Consider the following 13,242-nt stretch of genomic DNA (forward strand, 5'->3'; position numbering starts at 1 on the left):
CTCTAGGGTTCCACCTAATCCCTAGCTTATTAAGTAATTGCTCCCATTCTCTGCGTTTGCGATTTGACATCGCAATTTTTATTTCAGGGGTGATGGAACCATGGGTATCTCTTATCCGAATTGTGATAAACAGGACAACGGATAAGCTCAAGTATGAGTTACCTACGGGGTGGGAGAGTTAACCTAATAAATTTATATGGAGACCTAACACTGATCATGGCGAAATCAAGGAAAACTAAGAGGTCTCAACGACGCAGGGGGAAGCTATTCTACTTGGCGCTGACGCTGGTGATACTTGGGGAGGCTGCATTCATAATTGTACTATTCCTACCAGGCTACGTATCTAGACTAGCGACCCCTTCACAGGTCCAGGCCGAGCTTAATACCACAGTCATTACCAATTACATGCTCTCAACACTAATAAATCCATACAATAACTCACTCGTGAATGCCACGGCCCTAGGATTGATAAATAATACAAAACCAATACTGATGTACTTAACGGTTAATGACCCCTACCTGATAGATGAGTCATGCAATATCTGGCCAATACTATATAATGCCACGCAATACCACAATTATAACGTTATAATCGTAGTATTTCCCAACCCACTAACACAAGCCCCTGCGACATTGTCAGTGATTCAGCAATTCGATAGTTATGTGTATGAACTTTGCAATTTCAACCCAACATCAACAAGATTCATAGTGACAACGGCTTTTTGGGGTAATTATACGTATGGGTCGCAAGTACTCATTGTTGGTTATGGAACATTACTACCGCAACTACTTACCAAGTTAGGCATTAATGCGAGTAGGGTTTACTTCCCGTTATTAATAGTTATTAAGCCTTACAATACCGTGGAAGCCTCAGGGATTATATACGGCCCTCAACTTACGAATAGCACATACCTAAGTGAGACATTATTTGCACTCCCGAGGAATGGTTAATCAGGTAAAAACCTCGTACACCTAACGGGCTCCTCACCATTAATAATCATGCTTATGGACTCCAAGTCCCAAATTGCGCATAGGTAAGTCCTCGTATACCTCGCCAACTCCAATGCGGATTTAACCTTCCTCATGAGCCTCCGGTTACGTCTATATGATGCACATCCCTCTCATTTATTACAGAAGACCTAGTTAACCTCCTAATTATGTTACCATTGGCATCAAGTATTCCAGGTACGTCTGTCAGGAATATTGATGCTGATGGTCTAAGTCTCGAGCCAAGGTCAAGCATTATATCATCACCACTAATTATTGAGAAACCATCATCGCTAATAACCACATCACCGTAAAGCATCGGTATTGTGTTTCTTTCGATCAATTCCATAAGGTGCGTAGGCCCTATTAGTAGGTGGGGTTTACCATCCTTAATAACGTATATTGAACCGGTCCTTAGTGGGTAAATAGATAGGCCAATAGATGCCAATGTTAGCGTTATTTTCATGCTCAGGTAATTAAGTACGGCTGAGGTTAATGAAACGCCAATTAATTGATCATAATCCCTATACCTACTTAACCCGTAGGCCAGGGCTATGGGGTGCGCAAAGCTACCGCCTCCGTGAATGAGAATGAACCTACTACCTGACCTAAACTCCCTGTTTAGCAGGGTACCTAATTTCCTCACCCAATCCTCCCTATAGCTAAGCGGCCTTGATTTATCACTTATTGCACTACCCCCTAGTTTCATTATTATTAATTTCGACATAACCCTCCTAGGTTAACGCCGTAAACAGACCTTAAAAGTATGAGGTTACTCATGGAGGCATTATTAAAACTCCCTAGTCACTGTGAACCTTAGGATCTCCCTAAGATCCTCAACAAACTCATTACTTCCCAACTCCTTCAATGCATTCTCAGACTTCTCGGCAAAGTCCATGGCAATCTTCAGGGCATTCTCCCTGGCATTCGTTCTTGATATTATCTCCACAGCCCTCTTCACGTCATCATCCGTGACCACTGCCTTACCAAGAATACCCAGTAACTCCTCCCTATCCCTCTCACTAAGTTCCTTAAGCGCCATGACAACCACGGCATTACCCAACTTATGCTCCTTTATGTCCTTACCAATCTCCTTACCGAACTTCTTAACATCGCCAAATATGTCCAGTATATCATCAAGTACCTGGAAGGCAAGCCCCAGGTACGTGCCATACTCGGACAATGGCTTGATGCAATGCGGCGCATTGGCGGACATTGCACCGAAGACTGCCGCCGTCCTTATTAGGGCGGCGGTTTTTAGGCTTATCATCTTCACATACGTATTATACAGGGCCTCCCAATTACTCAATAACTTAGGCCCCAACCTATTATCTACAAAGTATGGGTCCCTACGCCCAGCATACTCAAGCAGTATGTCTAATCGCTCACCCTCATCTATCGCGCGTATCGTGCTTGCCGTCTCCCTCGCAAAGGCTATTGGATCTCTGGTCTCGAGTATGGCATCCTCAATGGCCTCCCTATACCATATACCGATTAGTATGGCTGCATTGTCGCCGTACTTAGCCCTAACCGTCGGTTTATTCCTCCTTAGCAGTGCCTCATCGATTATGTCGTCATAAATTAGGGAGTAATTGTGTATCAACTCCACGATAGCCGCGGCGGGTAGCGCAATCCTATAATCGCCACCGCAAGCCCTTGTGGCGGTCAATGTTATTAATGGTCTCAACCTCTTACCGCCAGTGGATACTTGGTAAATCACTGCATCTCTAAACTCCTCACTAACCTCCCTGCTTAAGTACTTAATTAATTGCTCGTCGATTTCACGCCCATAGAGATTATGAAGCTTCTCCAAAATGTCCATTAAATCTACGATTAGCGCTGAGTAATTAAGTTATATCCTCACGGTACTCGTGAAATTCATAACTGTTGAATATTAATTAGTCAATGTCTAAAGTCATTGTTAATCATTAACTATGGACAAAGCTTAATATTGCTTAATCAATCACTAAAGACGTATGAGCCAGGACATAGTCATCACGGGCTTCGTAAGGACACCCATTGGTAAATTCGGGGGTGCATTCAGGAATGTGAAGACCCCATATTTAGCTGCCGAGACTATAAAGGCGCTAATTAGGAGGACTGGTATTGATGTTAAGTTAGTTGATGAAGTGGTCTTTGGATCAACCCTGCAGGGCAATATGGGACAGAACCTCAGTAGATTTGCGGCATTACTCGCTGGGTTGCCAATCGAGGTTAGTGCGTTTACCGTTAATAGGGTTTGCTCGTCGGGCATGCAGGCAATTATTGAGCTGTTAGAGCCCTTAAGGTTGGTGATGTAAACGTTGTAATAGCCGGAGGCGCCGAGTCAATGAGTACACAACCACTTGCGCTACCGCATGAGGCTAGGTGGGGAATTAAGCACTTGATTGGTAGGGATTTGAGGTTTATTGATTTGATGGTTTATGATGGGCTAACCGACCCAACCAACATGATGCTCATGGGTCAGGAGGCCGATAAGGTTGCCATGGAGCATGAAATAACTAGGGAGGAACTCGATAAGGTGGCTTATGAAAGTCACATGAGGGCTTTGAAGGCTACGGAGAATAAGTACTTCCTTGAGTTAGAGCCTGTGGACACGGTGATAAATGGGGAGAGGGTTTACCTGGACAGGGATGAGGGTATTAGGCCCGACACAAGCCTTGAGAAGCTAGCCAAGTTGAAACCAGCCTTTGGACCTAATGGCCTACACACGGCGGGTAATTCATCGCAGCTATCTGACGGCGCCGCAGCATTACTATTAACTACCATGGATAAGGCCAGGGAATTGGGGCTGAAGCCCATTGCGAGGGTTGTTGGTTATGCATGGCACATGACAGAGCCCTGGAGATTCCCGGAGGCGCCTGTTTACGTAATTAGGAAATTGCTGAGTAAGGTTGGTTGGAGTATTAATGATGTGGATGTGTTTGAGATTAATGAGGCCTTCGCTGTGGTTAATGTTCTTGTGAATAAGGAGTTAGGCATTCCATATAGTAAGATGAACATATTTGGCGGTGCAATAGCCCTAGGCCACCCACTAGGTGCGAGTGGTGCCAGGATAGTCACGACCTTAATATCCGCATTAATACATGTTGGCGGTAGGAAAGGCGTGGCCGCGCTTTGCCATGGTACTGGCGGTGCCACGGCCGTGGCAATAGAGATGCTTTAACAAAAGGCAAAAGACTTTTAAACACAATAAGCCTTACCATCCGTAGTATGGTTGATGCCCTGGAATAAGAGATTTCTCGGAGTTGAAAATAATAATTAACCTACTCAAGAAGTATAGAGGCTATGCGACAACACTCATAAGTTTATATATCAATGGTAATAGGCCAATACCTGATGTTGTGTCAATGCTTAGGCAGGAGTGGGCCTTGGCGAGTAATATCAAGGATAAAACCACTAGGACTCATGTTCAGGACGCGCTTGAGAGGATCATAAATTCGATAAAGGGGATTTCAAAGGCCCCTGAGAATGGCCTAGCCATATTCGCGGGCTTCCACATGAAGAATCCAGGTAATTATGAGTGGGTTTTCCACGCAATAATACCTCCAATACCAATATCAACCTTTAAGTATATCTGCGATACATCATTCCATACGGAGATACTTGAAAGCATGGTTAAGAGTAGTGATACGTATGGGATAATAGTAATTGAAAGGGGTGAGGCAGTCATAGCATTATTAAGGGGTAATTACTGGGAGATTGTTGATAAGGTGGAGTTCTTCGTACCAAATAAGCACGCAGCTGGTGGTCAATCAGCCCTTAGGTATAAGCGACAGACAGAACATCTTGCCGAGACGTTTTATAAGTTAGTTGCTGAAAGGGCCAATAAGGTGTTCACCGAAATACCAAGCCTTAAGGGCATTGTTGTTGCTGGACCAGGACCAACGAAAGAGGAGTTTCTTGAGGAGGGTGAGTTGGATCATAGGATCAGGGATAAGGTCATTGCCATAGTGTCGGCATGCTGTGCGGACATTGGTGGCGTCCTTGAGGCCATTAGGAACGCCGAGGATAAGCTCAAGGAGACTGAGTATGTAAAGGCTAAGAAGCTGATGGAGGAAATCATGTACCTAGCCGTTAAGAAGCCTGAGTACCTAATCTACGGTAAGGACTCAGTAATGGATGCCATTAAGAAGGGTATTGCCAAGGTTGTTGTTGTTAGTGAGGATGTTGGTGAGGATGAGATCATGAACCTAACACTCATGCTTAAGGGTAAGAAGGACATTGAATTATTCGTAATGCCCAAATCAGTTGAGGAAAACCTAACACTGACACAGACCTTTGGCGGTTACGTAGCCATACTATCAACACCGTCCTGGATTCTCGAGAGCTATGGTGAGGATCAGGATAAAAATATTTTGTAAATTAACTCATTTTTATAAACCTCCACCGGCTGGTGGTAGGAATACAACTTCGTCGCCATTGGATAACTTAGTGCTTAATCCATTTAGGAAGTCTATTGACCTGCCATTGACTAGGATTACGTATTGATCCTTAAGCTTACCATCGTCATCAAGTATCACCTTTGAGAAGTTGGGGCTTACTGAACTGTCAATAATCTGTATTAAGTCCTTAATTGTGACGTTATCTGGTACGTTGAGCTCAGTCTTTAATATCTTTGTTATGTCGTAGAGGGATGCCAAGAACTTAACCTGAACCTTCATCAAGCATTAACAATAAATGGTTAGTTTAAAAAGCTTAATACGAAGGGCATTAACTATGCAACACCGCAATGAGGCAGAAATGTCACTTCATCACCATCTAATAGCTTGGTATTAACGCCATTTAGAAAGTCAGGAGACCTACCGTTAATGAGCACTAGGAACTTTTCCTTAATCTTATTATTACAATCAAGTATCACCTTGGAAAATCCTGGGTATATAATATCGTCAATCCTCCTTATGAGATCAAGCAGCGTTGCACCCTCCTGTAATTCAATCTCGGCATTCAACGTCTTAGTCATTTCATAAAGTAAAGTCAGAAATTTGACTTTTATCTTCATCATTTATGTTAATAAATGTTAATTTATTAAATCTTTTTACCAGTTTTATTTAATTTAGATTTGATTAAGATACTACATCACTGCTGCGGCGAGCACTTACCCAATGCCTTTAGGAGCGCAATCGCTATACCAAGACCTCTCTGCACATCCTTATCACCCAATGCCCTCCAAAGCCCCATTAAGCCACCCACGGGCTTGGCATTGGCTAGGTCAATATTCTTACCTAAGCATCCACCAAGGTCCTGGACCAAGCCCTTTAGCCTAAGCACATCCTGAGTATCCAGTTTATTCATTGCCTGTAAACTACCATCAACGAGTATCGACAATAACCTAAATATTGCTGGATCCTGAAAGAGATACTGTATAACCTCCTCAAATCTATTAACTATTAGCATCAATGCATCAATAACGCCACTGCGCTTAAGCTCAATTAATTGATCGAGTAAACCCCTAATCTCATCAATGTTTTGTACAAGTACATTGAGGGCTTCGGCGATCTGCTCATCCGGACTCTTCTCAACCTGTGTTTGTTGAGCCTGTGCCATGACCATCACCTCACATTGTTGTTGCTAACCAGGTTTTATAAAATAGATCCTTAATCAACTTACCTAATGGTGACGTTAATATACTATAGCAGTTACCCACCCATGCAGCCTTATTACCGCTTAAGTCTAGCTTTATGTCACAGTTAAACATCATACCAACATCACCATAGTCTAAAGCACACGTCATCGCGTTTATTTGAGCAGGATCAACTGGCTGACCAAGTAATTCACCAGTAATGGCTGCTGCACTAGCTAATGCGGTAAAGTGCACGGGAACGCCTGCTGCTGGAAGACCTGCGTATGGCATTGAGTGCTCACCAGGTAAGTATACATCATCATACTTAAGGCTCCTACCAGTGTAAACATTTATTGCAGTCCATTTCCCAGTAGGAGTTTCAGCAACCAATGGTGTACCTTCAAAGGGCTTAGGTAATCTTGCCGGCGGCGTTACAACTAGTAAATCATACTTATACTTCTCACCGTTAGATAATATCACGACCTTCTCCTTATCATCAATGGTAATCGGTGGTTTAATGCCACCTACGCATTCTACACCTTTTTTTAGCGGCAATCTCTTCAGATATCCTACTGGCTTCAGGACCTAAAGGTTCTACGGGCTTATTAAATGGATAGAGCAGTGTTATGCTTGTTCTATCTCTAATACCCCTTTTCCTAAACAATGTATCTAATTGGCAGGCAAATTCAAAAGGATAAACACCGCATCGATAGATGGGCTCAGGAGCCACTATAACAACCTTACCGCCAGTGAAGGATCTTAATGCCTCCCTAAGCTTTAATGCGCCGTCAAGGGTATAGTTATGGTAACCAACACCTAGGTTATATGATACGAAGTCGTTCTCAACCCCTAGACTCGCCAGTAAGTAGTCGTAATTGAACTTGCCCTGGTCTGTCTCCACGACTCTATTGTCTGGGTCAATCTTCGTCACCTTAGCCCTAACAATCTTAACACCTCTCCTTTCAAGCAATGATAAAGGTAATTGAGCTTGCTTGGGTTCTATGTCACCAAGCGCTATGTTAACGAGAAGTGGTGGTAATAAGTAATAATCCGTGTCATTTATTAACGTTATCTCAACATCAGCCCTACCCCTTACCCTCTCGGCAATTCTTTTGGCAGCAACGACACCACCAACACCACCGCCAAGAATGAGTATCTTTTTCGGCACGTACCTTAAGGTGAATGCCGCTATTTAAGTATTATTGCTAATTAGGTTACAGGATTGTGAAAGTATAAAAATAAATTAATTTATAAATTAATACATTCATTTAAATAATTACCACTTACTTAAAGATTATGAGATCGTTGGAAATAACGAAACCATTAAATACATGAATTCTAGAGATTAGTGACGTGATGAGGGATCAACAAACCGATGAGCAATGATGAGGGAGGTGAAGACTGATCTCCTTGTTAGAAGCGTTTTTAAGTGCCATAAGGCTTCAATTAGGCGCCTCATGAGCTTAAGGACCCTATTAACAATGTCCATCAGGAACCTTGGAGGCAGGAGAACAAGGGCCATACTAACCATGTTGGCGATAATCTACAGCGTGGCTCTCATGATAACGCTGGAGACCATGACCTACGGCTTTAAAGTGGCGATAACCAGCGAGGTCGAGAACATACTGCCCACTGACCTAATGGTTTACTCACAGAGTGTCTCAATACCAGAGGCCGTGGCCCAGGTCATTGCCAGGCTTCCCCACGTCTCATATGTCGTCCCCGCAATAATAATTAGCACGGCCCAGGTTAATGGCCATGCCGTCACCCTGATCGGAATACCCAGCCAGTACTTCTCATACTTCGAGGTACATATGGAGAGTGGTTCATTGCCCATGAGTGATGATGAGGCTATAATACAGGATACCCTGGCCCAGAGGGATAACATTAGCATTGGTGATACGGTTTACGTCCAGGTATTAACGGGAATACAAGGAGGTTCCGAGATAATACCTCTTAAAGTTACGGGGACCTTCAGTAGCATACTTGGTGGTTTCCTCGGCTTTCAGCTCAATATGATTGTGACACCAATCGGCACACTACAGAATGATCTAGGTGATGAGGGATTTGTAAATGCGATATTCATAAAGCTATCCCAGGAGAACCCCACATACCTCAATCAATTAGCCGCTGCATTAAGTGAATATTTCCCTAATGCTGATGTTTATGAACAGAAGTCGGTCCTTGGCTCAATATCTAACGCGTTGTCGATGGTTAACCTATTCTTCGTCGTGATAATAGCCCTAAGCCTAATAGTGACTGGCTCAGTGTCGCCAATACGGCAATAATGAATGTTAGGGAGAGGACCAGGGAGATTGGAATCCTAAAGGCGTTGGGCGCGTCCAACGGCCAGGTAATATTAATATTCCTCCTTGAAATATTGATAATAAGTGTCATAGGCTCAGTGATAGGCATAGTACTTGGAATAGCAGGTGCTTACCTGGCTAGGTACATAATGATTAGGCTGAATCTACCAATAGTAATACCTGTGATACTACTACCAACACTATACGCATACTCATTAGTAATAGCCGTAGCCACCTCGATAATAGCGTCAATACCATCATTAATATCAATAACGAGGATTAGACCAATGGAGGTGCTAAGGATTGAGTAGTAATGCCAACGCTTAGGGAATTAGGTCGAGACCCTCGGTAATCCTGAAATCAACCCTATACCTAATTCCTAAGCTCTCCGACTCAAGCAATTGACCAAAGAGCCTCTGTGACGTTGCGTCCGTGACCCTAACCCTAACGAATGCGCCAATGTCGGCCTTCCTCACGGCTATTGGCTTATAGTTATATGAACGAACAACGTAGTTCTCACCCTTAAAGTCAATCTCACTAACAATACCCCACATTTCCCTACCAATGAACACTTTATTCCTCTCCAGGGCGACCTTATTAAAGACCTCAGTGGCTATCTTACTCCTCTCCTTCTTAACCTGCTCAGGTACCTGCTCCATGTACGCCGCCTCAGTGAATGGTCTACGGCTATACCTGGCGAGGTTAACCTTATCAATGCCCAACTCCTCAATTAACCTCACGCTAGCCCAAAAGTCCTCATCAGTCTCTCCAGGGAACCCTACAATTATGTCCGTGGCAATCGTGGCATCAGGGAAAACCCTCCTAATCCTCGCAACAATATCCCTAAACAACTCGACTGAGTACTTCCTCCTCATTAGCGTCAATACCCTATCACTACCACTCTGCACTGGTACGTGGAAGAACCTATACACACGCCAATCAGACTTAACGATATCCAGCAACCTATCAATTATACGGCTTAGTTCCAGGGGCTCCATCATCCCAAGCCTAATCATGAACCTGCCATCCACCTTACTCAGTATGTTTTCGAGGAGGACCGCCAGGTCATAGCCCCTATCACGCCCATAGGCACTGATCTCCTGACCCGTCAAGTAGATCTCCCGAGCACCCCTACTGACTGCGTTGGCGATGGCATTAACTATGTCGTTTATTTCGTAACTCCTCACCCTACCAAAACCCATCCTACCGATCTTTGTGACGCAGAAGCTGCAGTTGCCCAGGCAGCCAACCTGTATTGGTACGACGTACCTATGCCCATGAAGCTCAGGGTAATAACTGGCAGGTACTTCATCGGCCTATCATCATATACGTGAACATCAACGTTGCTATTTACAACCTCATCTATGAGCTCTGCTCCATGTGATGTAATGAGTACGGCGTTGGGCGCCACGTCCCTTATAGTAGCTGGCCTAACCCTGGTTAGGCAACCAGCAACGATTAGTCTCTTGCCTGGATACTCTTCGCTCAATTTCTTCAGGAGCTTAAGTTCGTTTCTCTCGGCCTCCTCTCTAACGGCGCACGTATTCACTATTATGGTGTCGGCAGACTCAACATCCTCCGTGTACTCCCAGCCTAATGATTTGAGCTTCGTGATCATTATGTCGCTATCAGCCTTATTCAACCAGCAGCCGAATGTTATAACGGTGAACCTGCTGCCCATACCTTCAGGGGCAATAGTCCTGAGTCCTTAAAAACCTAAATGCGCTAATGCTGGTAAGCAGCATTTTTAAATGGGTAATTAATTTGATTCCGTAAATGATGATAGCGTTGATAATACACGCAGTACTAGCGATACTCAGTGTGGATCCACCAGCACCATTCACGGTCACTGGAATCACTTGGTACTACGGATCCTACGCCGAATCCATAAGTAATTATACGCACATATACACGGGCGCCGGCATAAATAGCACCATAACAATTAATATTAATGATGAGGCAACAGTTCCGATTAATGTATCCTACACCCTAGGCATAGGGGATTACGTAATCCAGGGCACGTGGACATTACAGCCAGGGGAGAACTCATTCAACATAACCAACCCAGCCCTAACGGAGGGTAATTACAACGCATCCCTATCATTAACCACGGTGGATTATGCTACGAATTACTACTTCACTGTGTCCTCAATAATCCCTGGAATAACCATAAACACCACAACAACCAGACTCTATAGCGGCGTGCCCCAGGTAATTACGCTAGAGATAACGAATAGTACGCCCATACCAATAAGCTCAGCATTAATGGTGATGATTGGGACGGGCACCGTGATTAGTAGTACCATGATTAGCGTGAAGCCGCCGGCTAATGAGAGTATAACCATAATACCAGGTCCGTACTCACTAGGTACGGCAACAATAGCGTTTAGAATTAGTTATACGGACGCTGGAGGCTATACGCGGAATGAAAATGAAACACTCACCTTCACCATAGTGCCAACCCCCGTTCATTTAACCCTGAGTATGCAGAGCACTGTTAATTACGGGAATTACATGCCCATAACCATAAACGCAACAACACCCGTGGGGCCTACAGGATCAGCAATTAAGTATTTACGTTGATAATGATTACGTAACGTCAGTAACAACCAATAACCATGGGATTGCCCAGTACACCATGCTGGTTAATTATGGCGTTGGTTACCACGTATTAACAGTGATGTTCACAAACACCACATACTTCCAAGAAGCCATCATTAATTATACATTCTTCGTATTACCGGGCACCGTGTACATAATCGCCTATGTAAACAGCACAAACATAACCTACGGAAGCGCGGTTAATATTTACGTAAAGCTTTCGCCGCCGATCTCAGGTGGAACGTTAACTATAGGTTACGAAATTAATGGACTTACGCCAGCAATAACAATAGGCAGTTATACTCCCGTGAACGGCACTGTCCAGGTAACCTGGATACCGCCCCAGGCCGGAACATACGTGATAAAAATTTATTATACAAACCTACCCAATTATCAGCCAAGCTCCACGAACCTCACAATAACCGTTAACAAGGCCCCCTGCTCACTCATAATAACCGTCAGCGGAACGCCAGAGGTACTTCATGGACTCATTATACAAAGCCGTATGACGCCCATAATTATAAATGCGCAACTTAACGTATTAATAAAGAGCAATACCTCATCAATAAGTGGAACAATGTACATTAACTCAAGTGGTATCGGCACGTACGTATTCACGCCAAAGATACCGGGTAATTACTCAATAATTGTGTCCTGGCCTGGAAACATTAATTACCAGGGATGCCGCGCAACCTATGTGTTAAACGTGATGAAGGCCCCGTTAATGCTCTACGTAAATGGAAGCGGTAACTTAATTGCCGCGGGTGGTTATGAAACGTTTAACATAGGTATTGCGACTGACATACCCATTAATTACGTTAGTGGAAATCTAACGATATTGATCAGGAGTGGAAATAAGACTGTGAGTATGTATGGCGTGCCAATCACAGGTCACTACATAAGGACCTCCATACCATTCCCCAAGCCCGGTGTTTATGCGGTGTTAATACAATACCCTGGTAATGATTATGTAAATCCAGGCATGTATGGGCCTTACTACGTAACGGTGATACCAGGCCTCCTTGGGATACCCTGGTACATGCTCCTCGCTTACCTAGCACCAATAGCCCTCGGCGTATCGATAGGCATGATCATTAACAGGAAGTTCCGTCAAGCATGACAATGAGCTTGGTAGCTCAGCCACGCTCTTAATCACAAACTTTGATGGGAAGCCCTTAGTCCATGTCGCCACCCCTATATTTATCGTACCCAACCCATTAACTAGGAGGATATCCCTTGGATGATCAGTAACGTAAGCAACAACGCCCGGTGGAAGCCCAAGAATATCAAGCGCCCTCCTAACCAGGTCGAGCTTATCATGACCAGGCCCCAAATCACCTAATGATACGCACCCCTCTATGAACTCGGTAAATCCGTAATACCTAAGCTCATCCACTATGCGTGCGCATTCCAGCTCCCTGCCCGTGGCTATTACCAACCTCTTACCCATGCTGCGTAGGGCCTTCATGGCATCAAGAATTCCCGTGAACACCTCACCATAATCCCTCCTCTCCGAGTACGTTAACCAACACTCATGCCAAAACCAGAAATTCCTCGATAAGTCACCAAGCACCTCACTAAGTGATGGATCCCTATAGTAAATGCTGAGTAGTTGATTCACATCGTGACTTACGACTTTACCATGTCTTGCCGCGCACTCCCTGAGTATGTTTAGGAACTTGGGTAATGTATTCACGAGGGTCATGTCTAGATCTAGTATAATGGCTTTGATGACCATAATATGGGAGAATGCCTTATTCCTAACTCATTAATAAACCATTCTAT

The 13,242-nt window shown here is 44.1% G+C and carries 17 protein-coding genes and 1 pseudogene; 7 read left to right on the forward strand and 11 right to left on the reverse strand.

Going from position 1 to position 13,242, the window contains the following annotated elements:
• Positions 1-216 precede the first annotated feature (216 nt).
• Complete coding sequence (locus JCM14467_RS08355) at positions 217-951, forward strand: hypothetical protein (protein ID WP_054849857.1); 735 nt, start codon at positions 217-219, stop codon at positions 949-951.
• Here the strand turns inward: JCM14467_RS08355 and JCM14467_RS17280 are convergent.
• From JCM14467_RS17280 to JCM14467_RS08365, 3 genes are all read right to left on the reverse strand, one after another.
• The gene (locus tag JCM14467_RS17280; protein ID WP_252901159.1) at positions 948-1,085 is read right to left on the reverse strand and encodes a hypothetical protein; all 138 of its coding nucleotides are present in this window, start codon (positions 1,083-1,085) and stop codon (positions 948-950) included. The genes JCM14467_RS08355 and JCM14467_RS17280 overlap by 4 nt on opposite strands.
• Positions 1,082-1,714 carry an isopentenyl phosphate kinase gene (locus JCM14467_RS08360; protein WP_252901160.1) on the reverse strand — a complete coding sequence of 211 codons (633 nt, stop codon included), beginning with the start codon at positions 1,712-1,714 and terminating at the stop codon, positions 1,082-1,084. The genes JCM14467_RS17280 and JCM14467_RS08360 overlap by 4 nt, the downstream gene beginning before the upstream one ends.
• Before the next feature lie 63 nt (positions 1,715-1,777).
• Positions 1,778-2,809, reverse strand: a complete 1,032-nt coding sequence (locus JCM14467_RS08365) for a polyprenyl synthetase family protein (RefSeq protein WP_054849789.1) — start codon at positions 2,807-2,809, stop codon at positions 1,778-1,780.
• 154 nt (positions 2,810-2,963) lie between these two features.
• Here JCM14467_RS08365 and JCM14467_RS08370 point away from each other — a divergent pair.
• Together JCM14467_RS08370 and prf1 are read left to right on the forward strand one after the other, a co-directional pair.
• Positions 2,964-4,153 (forward strand): annotated as a pseudogene (locus JCM14467_RS08370) (thiolase family protein).
• Between the two features lie 64 nt (positions 4,154-4,217).
• Entirely contained in the window at positions 4,218-5,351 is a 1,134-nt protein-coding gene (gene prf1 / locus JCM14467_RS08375) for a peptide chain release factor aRF-1 (protein WP_054849790.1), read from the forward strand.
• A 12-nt stretch (positions 5,352-5,363) separates the two neighbouring features.
• Here prf1 and JCM14467_RS08380 read toward each other — a convergent pair whose 3' ends face one another.
• From JCM14467_RS08380 to JCM14467_RS17290, 5 genes are all read right to left on the reverse strand, one after another.
• Positions 5,364-5,651 (reverse strand): MoaD/ThiS family protein, encoded by a 288-nt coding sequence (locus JCM14467_RS08380; protein WP_054849791.1) that lies wholly within the window; start codon positions 5,649-5,651, stop codon positions 5,364-5,366.
• A 53-nt stretch (positions 5,652-5,704) separates the two neighbouring features.
• Positions 5,705-5,989: a MoaD/ThiS family protein gene (locus JCM14467_RS08385; protein ID WP_054849858.1), complete on the reverse strand. Its 285-nt coding sequence runs from the start codon at positions 5,987-5,989 to the stop codon at positions 5,705-5,707.
• Between the two features lie 77 nt (positions 5,990-6,066).
• The gene (locus JCM14467_RS08390) at positions 6,067-6,540 is read right to left on the reverse strand and encodes a DUF1641 domain-containing protein (protein WP_252901161.1); all 474 of its coding nucleotides are present in this window, start codon (positions 6,538-6,540) and stop codon (positions 6,067-6,069) included.
• A 4-nt stretch (positions 6,541-6,544) separates the two neighbouring features.
• Positions 6,545-7,030 (reverse strand): hypothetical protein, encoded by a 486-nt coding sequence (locus JCM14467_RS17285; RefSeq protein ID WP_252901162.1) that lies wholly within the window; start codon positions 7,028-7,030, stop codon positions 6,545-6,547.
• Positions 7,031-7,064: 34 nt separating this feature from the next.
• Positions 7,065-7,718 carry an FAD-dependent oxidoreductase gene (locus JCM14467_RS17290; RefSeq protein WP_252901163.1) on the reverse strand — a complete coding sequence of 218 codons (654 nt, stop codon included), beginning with the start codon at positions 7,716-7,718 and terminating at the stop codon, positions 7,065-7,067.
• 289 nt (positions 7,719-8,007) lie between these two features.
• On the opposite strand from JCM14467_RS17290, the gene JCM14467_RS08400 reads away from it, so the two are divergent.
• Complete coding sequence (locus JCM14467_RS08400; protein WP_252901164.1) at positions 8,008-8,838, forward strand: ABC transporter permease; 831 nt, start codon at positions 8,008-8,010, stop codon at positions 8,836-8,838.
• The gene (locus tag JCM14467_RS17295) at positions 8,838-9,167 is read left to right on the forward strand and encodes an ABC transporter permease (RefSeq protein ID WP_252901165.1); all 330 of its coding nucleotides are present in this window, start codon (positions 8,838-8,840) and stop codon (positions 9,165-9,167) included. Before JCM14467_RS08400 ends, JCM14467_RS17295 begins: the two co-directional genes overlap by 1 nt.
• A 12-nt stretch (positions 9,168-9,179) precedes the next feature.
• Here JCM14467_RS17295 and JCM14467_RS08405 read toward each other — a convergent pair whose 3' ends face one another.
• On the reverse strand, positions 9,180-10,112 hold the full coding sequence (locus JCM14467_RS08405; RefSeq protein ID WP_342765506.1) for a MiaB/RimO family radical SAM methylthiotransferase: 933 nt from the start codon (positions 10,110-10,112) through the stop codon (positions 9,180-9,182).
• Positions 10,040-10,537 (reverse strand): hypothetical protein, encoded by a 498-nt coding sequence (locus JCM14467_RS17300; protein ID WP_252901166.1) that lies wholly within the window; start codon positions 10,535-10,537, stop codon positions 10,040-10,042. The genes JCM14467_RS08405 and JCM14467_RS17300 overlap by 73 nt, the downstream gene beginning before the upstream one ends.
• Positions 10,538-10,632: 95 nt before the next feature.
• Here JCM14467_RS17300 and JCM14467_RS17305 point away from each other — a divergent pair, with 95 nt between their 5' ends.
• Positions 10,633-11,439, forward strand: coding sequence for a hypothetical protein (locus JCM14467_RS17305; protein ID WP_252901167.1), 807 nt, complete (start codon positions 10,633-10,635; stop codon positions 11,437-11,439).
• A gap of 55 nt (positions 11,440-11,494) precedes the next feature.
• Positions 11,495-12,577 (forward strand): Ig-like domain-containing protein, encoded by a 1,083-nt coding sequence (locus tag JCM14467_RS17310; RefSeq protein ID WP_252901168.1) that lies wholly within the window; start codon positions 11,495-11,497, stop codon positions 12,575-12,577.
• Here the strand turns inward: JCM14467_RS17310 and JCM14467_RS08415 are convergent.
• Positions 12,512-13,195, reverse strand: coding sequence for an HAD family hydrolase (locus tag JCM14467_RS08415; RefSeq protein ID WP_054849792.1), 684 nt, complete (start codon positions 13,193-13,195; stop codon positions 12,512-12,514). The genes JCM14467_RS17310 and JCM14467_RS08415 overlap by 66 nt on opposite strands.
• Between the last annotated feature and the right edge of the window lie 47 nt (positions 13,196-13,242).

The sequence above is a fragment of the Vulcanisaeta sp. JCM 14467 genome, assembly GCF_001316245.1.
Taxonomy (GTDB): Archaea; Thermoproteota; Thermoprotei; order Thermoproteales; family Thermocladiaceae; genus Vulcanisaeta.

Bases quoted from the DNA above. Each gene is read 5' to 3' on its own strand.
- JCM14467_RS17310 (WP_252901168.1), top strand. From the start codon at position 11,495: ATGCTGGTTAATTATGGCGTTGGTTACCACGTATTAACAGTGATGTTC.
- JCM14467_RS17300 (WP_252901166.1), bottom strand. From the start codon at position 10,537: ATGGGCAGCAGGTTCACCGTTATAACATTCGGCTGCTGGTTGAATAAG.
- JCM14467_RS08400 (WP_252901164.1), top strand. From the start codon at position 8,008: ATGAGCTTAAGGACCCTATTAACAATGTCCATCAGGAACCTTGGAGGC.
- JCM14467_RS17295 (WP_252901165.1), top strand. From the start codon at position 8,838: ATGAATGTTAGGGAGAGGACCAGGGAGATTGGAATCCTAAAGGCGTTG.
- JCM14467_RS08390 (WP_252901161.1), bottom strand. From the start codon at position 6,540: ATGGTCATGGCACAGGCTCAACAAACACAGGTTGAGAAGAGTCCGGAT.
- JCM14467_RS08365 (WP_054849789.1), bottom strand. From the start codon at position 2,809: ATGGACATTTTGGAGAAGCTTCATAATCTCTATGGGCGTGAAATCGAC.
- JCM14467_RS08415 (WP_054849792.1), bottom strand. From the start codon at position 13,195: ATGGTCATCAAAGCCATTATACTAGATCTAGACATGACCCTCGTGAAT.
- JCM14467_RS08380 (WP_054849791.1), bottom strand. From the start codon at position 5,651: ATGAAGGTTCAGGTTAAGTTCTTGGCATCCCTCTACGACATAACAAAG.
- JCM14467_RS17280 (WP_252901159.1), bottom strand. From the start codon at position 1,085: ATGAGGAAGGTTAAATCCGCATTGGAGTTGGCGAGGTATACGAGGACT.
- JCM14467_RS08360 (WP_252901160.1), bottom strand. From the start codon at position 1,714: ATGTCGAAATTAATAATAATGAAACTAGGGGGTAGTGCAATAAGTGAT.
- JCM14467_RS08385 (WP_054849858.1), bottom strand. From the start codon at position 5,989: ATGAAGATAAAAGTCAAATTTCTGACTTTACTTTATGAAATGACTAAG.
- JCM14467_RS08355 (WP_054849857.1), top strand. From the start codon at position 217: ATGGCGAAATCAAGGAAAACTAAGAGGTCTCAACGACGCAGGGGGAAG.
- JCM14467_RS17305 (WP_252901167.1), top strand. From the start codon at position 10,633: ATGATGATAGCGTTGATAATACACGCAGTACTAGCGATACTCAGTGTG.